This window comes from Rothia sp. HMSC071F11, assembly GCF_001809115.1.
Taxonomy (GTDB): Bacteria; Actinomycetota; Actinomycetes; order Actinomycetales; family Micrococcaceae; genus Rothia; species Rothia dentocariosa.
Window position 1 is genome coordinate 19,313 of record NZ_KV795739.1, and the last position, 5,461, is coordinate 24,773.

Here is a 5,461-nt window from a genome sequence, read left to right on the forward strand (position 1 = left end):
TGTGCTCATATATACATCCTCATTACCGGTAATTTCTGTGTAGCCCGGCGCGCGGGTGCCTCGCTACACCAACGTTGGGTTATGTCATACACTACCACGCTTGCAGGGAGTAACGGCTGCAATCACGGCACGTTGGGGAACGGATGAGCTCAAGAACTCATTATGGTATATCCGAGTCTGAGCGGGGTGTGCCCTGTGCTTCGGTCTTAGTCAGCGTGTGGTCGTTGACTGCCTGGTCTTCAGGCGGAGAAAGTTCTTCTGACAGTTCGCGAGCCTCTTCGGCCTCACGTTCGGCACGGGAGGGGAACCTACGGAAGATCAGGAAGACAAATATGAGGGAGCATAAAATCTCGATCACGAAGGACGCCATAATCCAAATGGTCAGAATGGGGTACGAGCCTCCCAGGAGTTTCCACAGGGTTCTTGGCCCGTGAATAAACACCAAAATATAGGCGAAAAATCCGGTGATAACGGATGCCGCCAAGGCGCTGAGCAGGTTTCCCACCATGACGAGCCCCATAGATTTATTGCGCGCATACGCGACCGCAAACCAGCCGTGCAGAGACAGGTACATGAGGGGAACCGCACCGATAGGGTCAAGCCCGATAGCCTCGAAAAAATACACCAGCGTCAGTGCAGGCACCACGAGGAAAAGCATGCGGGCAAGGTACAGGCGCCGCACGGGTGGCGGCGTGGAACAAGCCTGATCCCAAAAACCCGGGTTATATTGTTCGCTCATAGGTACCCTGTCTGCCGCTGGCGTTGTGAAGCACTGCCGGAGGCGCCATCGAGAAAGCACTCAATACTACGGTACGAGATGAAACTGAGATAACGCTGAAATTTACGCCCTATTTACTGAAGCGTCACCAAGAGCTTGCAGAACGCAGCAAAAATTTCAGAGTTTATCCCTCGAAAATCCCGCGGGCACGATCCTTACGCACGGTGTGCGCCGGGAAAATTCGGCCGCTCATGCTGATGTAAACACCCGGTTCCAGCAGGTTAAGCGCGGAAATCGCAGCCCCCAGGTTGAACCCCGCATCCGAATGCGCCATGACCGCCGGCTGCATGGCACCGGTCAGCACCACAACCTTTGAGCCCAGTTCGGCGTGCTCGGCGATGTATCGAGCGGATTCGCTCATTGTGTCGGTCCCGTGGGTGATGAGAACCTGGTCGTGTTCAACCGCGTTGAGGGCGGCAACGAGTTCGGCGCGGTCTTCGTCGGTCATATCCAGGCTGTCTTTGCCGATGAGCGCACGAATATCAAAACGAATATCGGTGAGCACTCTCGACAGCACATCGTGCGCGGCAGGCTTGCCAATATCGAGGGTGCCCGCCACCGAGTAGAACTTATCGATAGTTCCGCCGGTTGCCAGGATGGTGATAACGTCCGGGTTTTTGATGGTGCTCATAGGCGCGGGCTCCTTAGGGGCTGAAACATCGCCGGGGCGTATCTTTGCCCCGGTACCGCATATATTTTAGGGCATTGACGGGTGTTTCTTCATGCCTTGTGGGGCGCAATGTGGTGCTGGGTCGCGTGTAATTGTCGGGGCGTAAAATACCCACCCGGGCGTGGAGGAGGAGTCCGCCCGGGTGGGTAAGCCTTATAGCATGCGCTTATCGCGGTGGTTAGCGGTTGTGCCTGATCCGACAGCACTTACGAATTTTGCTCCGCCGTAGGTGCGGCATACGGCACAATCGTGCGCACCGACGTTGGTCCTTCCGCGGGGCTGCTGACGAACATTTCCCCGTCGAACGTGGCGAGCCTGCGGCGAACGCCTTCCAACCCGCCAGATGCTTTGCTGCCCAGCGCATCCTGTGGGATACCACCGGTGCCGTCATCCTGCACTTCCAACATAATGAGCGATTTACCCTGCGTGATACTCACGGTAATATTTTGGGCATTCGCGTGTTTGACGGCGTTCGTCACCAACTCCGCTGCCGCGAAATACAGCGCGGTCTCCAGCGGTTCGGGCAGGCGCCCGGTCAGCGTGCTCGTGAACGTGGTCGGTACCGAGGTGCTGGCGCACAGCGAGCGCACTGCCTCATTCAGTCCGCGGTCCGCCAGAAGCGGCGGGCGAATACCCCGCACCAGGCCGCGCAGCTCCTGCAGGGCCGTCACCGAGCTGTTCTGCGCCTGAGAGAGCATCTGCTGGGCGCGTTCGGGGTCTTCTTTCATGAGTGCGGCAACCTCGTTGAGTGTCATGCCCATGGAGACTAGGTGCGCCTGAACCCCGTCGTGAAGGTCGCGTTCGATGCGTGAGATTTCGTCCTGCTGAAAGTCTAGGGCGTCGTTACGAGTGTCGGTCAGGTGGCTGATGCGCTCACGCAGCACCAGTTCGGAGGGGCGCCCCAGCACAGGCTGAACCCAGTAGCCGTAGGCCTTCAGCAGAGGCCGGGCAATGATGAACGCCAACGGGATCTGGATAATACCCATGATTCCGGCATACCAGTACGCATTGGGGGTGGTCATATCAAGGAACATGTAGTGTGGTCCGCCGGGATCAACGTCAAACAAAGGGGCGAAATAATGCTGCCCCATCATGAGCGCAATACCCCACACACCGCTGAGGAATAGCGAGATTGGTAAAATCCCGAGGAATGTACCCACGAAGACATTTACAAAGTGCCAGAGAATATCGCGCAGCACCAGACTATCGCCCAGCCGGGCGAGGCTTTTGCGGGGGTTGATCGAGTATTTACCGCCTTCTACGGGTTTGTACCCGCCGATCACCTCAACTCCGGCACGATGGCGTGCGGTATTGCGCTCTGCCTCTGCGTTGAACTTCATCCAGTTCAGCATGAACGGCAGGATCAGGAAACCAATCCCCACCAGACACAGGCTGATAACGACGCAGAATAGGGCGAAAACATAGACCTCATAGATGGCACGAATGAAAACACCCGCCATGAGAAGAATAGTTTGTCCGCGCCCGGGCGGATTGTAGTCCCGCGCAGATGTCTGGGTGCTCAGCGGCTTGAGATAGGAAGGTCGTGAGCTGATTGAATCCGGATTGGTTGGCTCCGAACGTGTGGGCGCGGAACCGGGCTGAGGTTTGGAACTCGACTGCGGGTCCGTGTACATCCGCAGGATCGGTTCGGCAACGTTTTCGGTGGGCATCGTGCCGCCTCCTGTCGGTAATCCGTGGTGGTGTGGTTGCGTTTCCATATAATTAATAGTGTCACCGAAGGGCTAGTCCCGTCATGGGTGCTGGCACCACCTTTTTCCGCAACGTTGTATCGGAGGGCGGATGCGCATCGTCATAGCCGAAGATCAGTTTTTGCTCCGGCAGGGGCTTGAGAACCTGTTTACCCGCCACGGTTTTGAGGTTGTTGCCGCCGTGGATGATGGACCGTCGCTCACGGATGCGGTGCTCACCCACCGCCCGGATGTTGCGCTGATCGACATTCGCATGCCGCCGACCTTCACGGATGAGGGTTTGCGCGCGGCGGTTCAGATTCGCAAGCAGATTCCGGGGCAGCCGGTGCTGATTCTTTCGCAGTATGTGGAGCGCCTGTATGTGGACGAGCTGCATATGGACGGCGGTTTGGGCACCGGCTACCTGCTCAAAGACAGGGTGTTTGACGATGCCGGGTTTGTGCGCTCGGTCAAGGCGGTTGCCGCAGGTGGCGTGGTGGTAGACCCGGAGACCCTCAAGGAGCTAATGGAGCATCGGGCGGTGCAGCAGCGCTTGGAGAGGCTGACTTCCCGCGAGCTTGAGGTGCTGACCCTCATGGCGGAGGGTCTGTCAAACAGCGATATTGCCGAGAAGCTGTTCGTAGCGGAAAAGACCGTAGCGAAGCACATCAACACCCTTTTCGCGAAGCTCGACCTGCCCGATACGAACAGCAACGCCCGCCGCGTGCAGGCCGTACTGCATCTGCTGCGGAATGGGTGATACTTTCGGTTTAGCCTAGTTTTCTATTCGGTGAGTTATCGTGCAATGGGCGGTTATTTAAGCCGCCCGATAGACTTCACGATTGTAATTACACAAACGCTTGAACCGGTCTTATGCCCCGCGTATAGTCGCCTACTACGGAACTAAACCTGATGGAAGGAGTACATGATGCGCGCGAACTACCCCGAACTCGTCCCCGAGTCCTACAAGGCAATGATGGCGTTAGAAGGTACTCTCACCCTGGAAACCGCCCTCAAAGAGCTCGTCAAATTGCGCGTCTCACAGATTAACGGATGTGCTTTCTGCACCGATATGCACGCCAAGGAGGCCAAACTCAACGGTGAGCGGGAGCTGCGGCTGTACCATGTGCCGGTTTGGCGGGAGTCCAATCTCTTTAATGAGAAGGAACGTGCAGCCTTGGAGTGGGCCGAAAAACTAACTCGCCTGGATGGCGGACATGTGACCGATGCAGATTATCAGGAGGTTCGCCAATACTTTGATGACAAAGAGCTGGCAGAGCTCACCTTCGTGATCACCGCTATTAATGCTTGGAATCGTCTGGGCGTGGCATACGCCGCCGTTCCCGGAAGTGTTGACAAAATGATGGGTCTGGATAAAGCAGGACTGGAATAAAGGCTCTGTTACTCGACCCGATCGGGTCTATCTGCAACAGATTTAACCTCGTGAGCGGTTGTGAACTAATACATGGTTTACATAGTTAGGTTTACTTCTAGCGTTTTTTACATTATTTCTTGATATTTATTTTTATGGCAGATATATCCACTAATATACCAGCACGACTCAAAGGGTCTTCAATAGCATGCATATCACTAAAACATGCTCCCGAAGACCCTTGAGTCGAAAATATATTTTATTTTCAGAAATCTAATACATTAAATAAAATGCAAAAGATAAAGGTGCATTAGTTACCGTGCTGCCGATAGGGGAACAACCGGTAAGATATAGCTATGCTTCCAAACCGTGACGGGATAGGAAGCCTCACTCGTCGTCATGTCGCCCTGATCGTATGCAGTAAGGTGAACCTGGTACTTGTGGCTCGGGTTAATCTTAGTGCCATCAACGTTCACATGCAGGTCAAAGTGTCCATCACTACTAATGCTAGACCCGCCTGCACTGGTGCTAACGTCATCATCAACGACGTTCCCGAACTCATCAAGCTCCTGAACAGTCAGAGAGTAATTAAAACTGGGGTTATTATCGTACCAGACACCTCGCACATTCAGAGCATTGTCAGTTTTCTGCGAGTCAATGAATCCGTCAACAGAGTCGATCACAACAAAGATGCTCTCTACAGGAGCACTAGGCTGGCTTACCTGCCTCTGACCATCTTGCGATGCAGAATTCGAGTCGTCCTGAGAAGCGTTAGCGCCTTGCTGCTGGCCCTGCGATGCGCCGTCAGATGCAACCTGCGTAGCACCACCCTGAGCCTGCTGACCTTGACCATTAGTACTCTGCTGCTGACCCTGTGCATTCTGGGATGCAGAGCTTGCACCCTCACCCTGAGGACTTACAGGCGCTGCATTTGCCTGCGCAAGCGGAAGAAC

The 5,461-nt window shown here is 55.2% G+C and carries 6 protein-coding genes; 2 read left to right on the plus strand and 4 right to left on the minus strand.

All coding sequences use genetic code 11. The annotated features are described in order from the left end of the window. Positions 1-160: 160 nt before the first annotated feature. The 3 genes from HMPREF2554_RS03010 to HMPREF2554_RS03020 form a co-directional block, all read right to left on the minus strand. The gene (locus HMPREF2554_RS03010; protein WP_246825985.1) at positions 161-739 is read right to left on the minus strand and encodes a peptidase; all 579 of its coding nucleotides are present in this window, start codon (positions 737-739) and stop codon (positions 161-163) included. Positions 740-902: 163 nt separating this feature from the next. Beyond that, positions 903-1,409, minus strand: coding sequence for an asparaginase domain-containing protein (locus tag HMPREF2554_RS03015; protein ID WP_048755006.1), 507 nt, complete (start codon positions 1,407-1,409; stop codon positions 903-905). 245 nt (positions 1,410-1,654) lie between these two features. Then, entirely contained in the window at positions 1,655-3,118 is a 1,464-nt protein-coding gene (locus tag HMPREF2554_RS03020) for a sensor histidine kinase (RefSeq protein WP_246825986.1), read from the minus strand. Between the two features lie 130 nt (positions 3,119-3,248). On the opposite strand from HMPREF2554_RS03020, the gene HMPREF2554_RS03025 reads away from it, so the two are divergent. Beyond that, entirely contained in the window at positions 3,249-3,896 is a 648-nt protein-coding gene (locus HMPREF2554_RS03025) for a response regulator transcription factor (RefSeq protein ID WP_013397953.1), read from the plus strand. Between the two features lie 168 nt (positions 3,897-4,064). After that, positions 4,065-4,529: a carboxymuconolactone decarboxylase family protein gene (locus tag HMPREF2554_RS03030; RefSeq protein ID WP_246825987.1), complete on the plus strand. Its 465-nt coding sequence runs from the start codon at positions 4,065-4,067 to the stop codon at positions 4,527-4,529. Between the two features lie 293 nt (positions 4,530-4,822). Here HMPREF2554_RS03030 and HMPREF2554_RS03035 read toward each other — a convergent pair. Next, positions 4,823-5,461: hypothetical protein (locus HMPREF2554_RS03035; RefSeq protein WP_070553977.1), on the minus strand; the 639-nt coding region annotated here is incomplete at its 5' end.

Excerpts from the sequence above, each read along its gene's own strand:
- HMPREF2554_RS03015 (WP_048755006.1), bottom strand. The coding sequence starts at position 1,409 with ATGAGCACCATCAAAAACCCGGACGTTATCACCATCCTGGCAACCGGC.
- HMPREF2554_RS03020 (WP_246825986.1), bottom strand. The coding sequence starts at position 3,118 with ATGCCCACCGAAAACGTTGCCGAACCGATCCTGCGGATGTACACGGAC.
- HMPREF2554_RS03030 (WP_246825987.1), top strand. The coding sequence starts at position 4,065 with ATGCGCGCGAACTACCCCGAACTCGTCCCCGAGTCCTACAAGGCAATG.
- HMPREF2554_RS03010 (WP_246825985.1), bottom strand. The coding sequence starts at position 739 with ATGAGCGAACAATATAACCCGGGTTTTTGGGATCAGGCTTGTTCCACG.
- HMPREF2554_RS03025 (WP_013397953.1), top strand. The coding sequence starts at position 3,249 with ATGCGCATCGTCATAGCCGAAGATCAGTTTTTGCTCCGGCAGGGGCTT.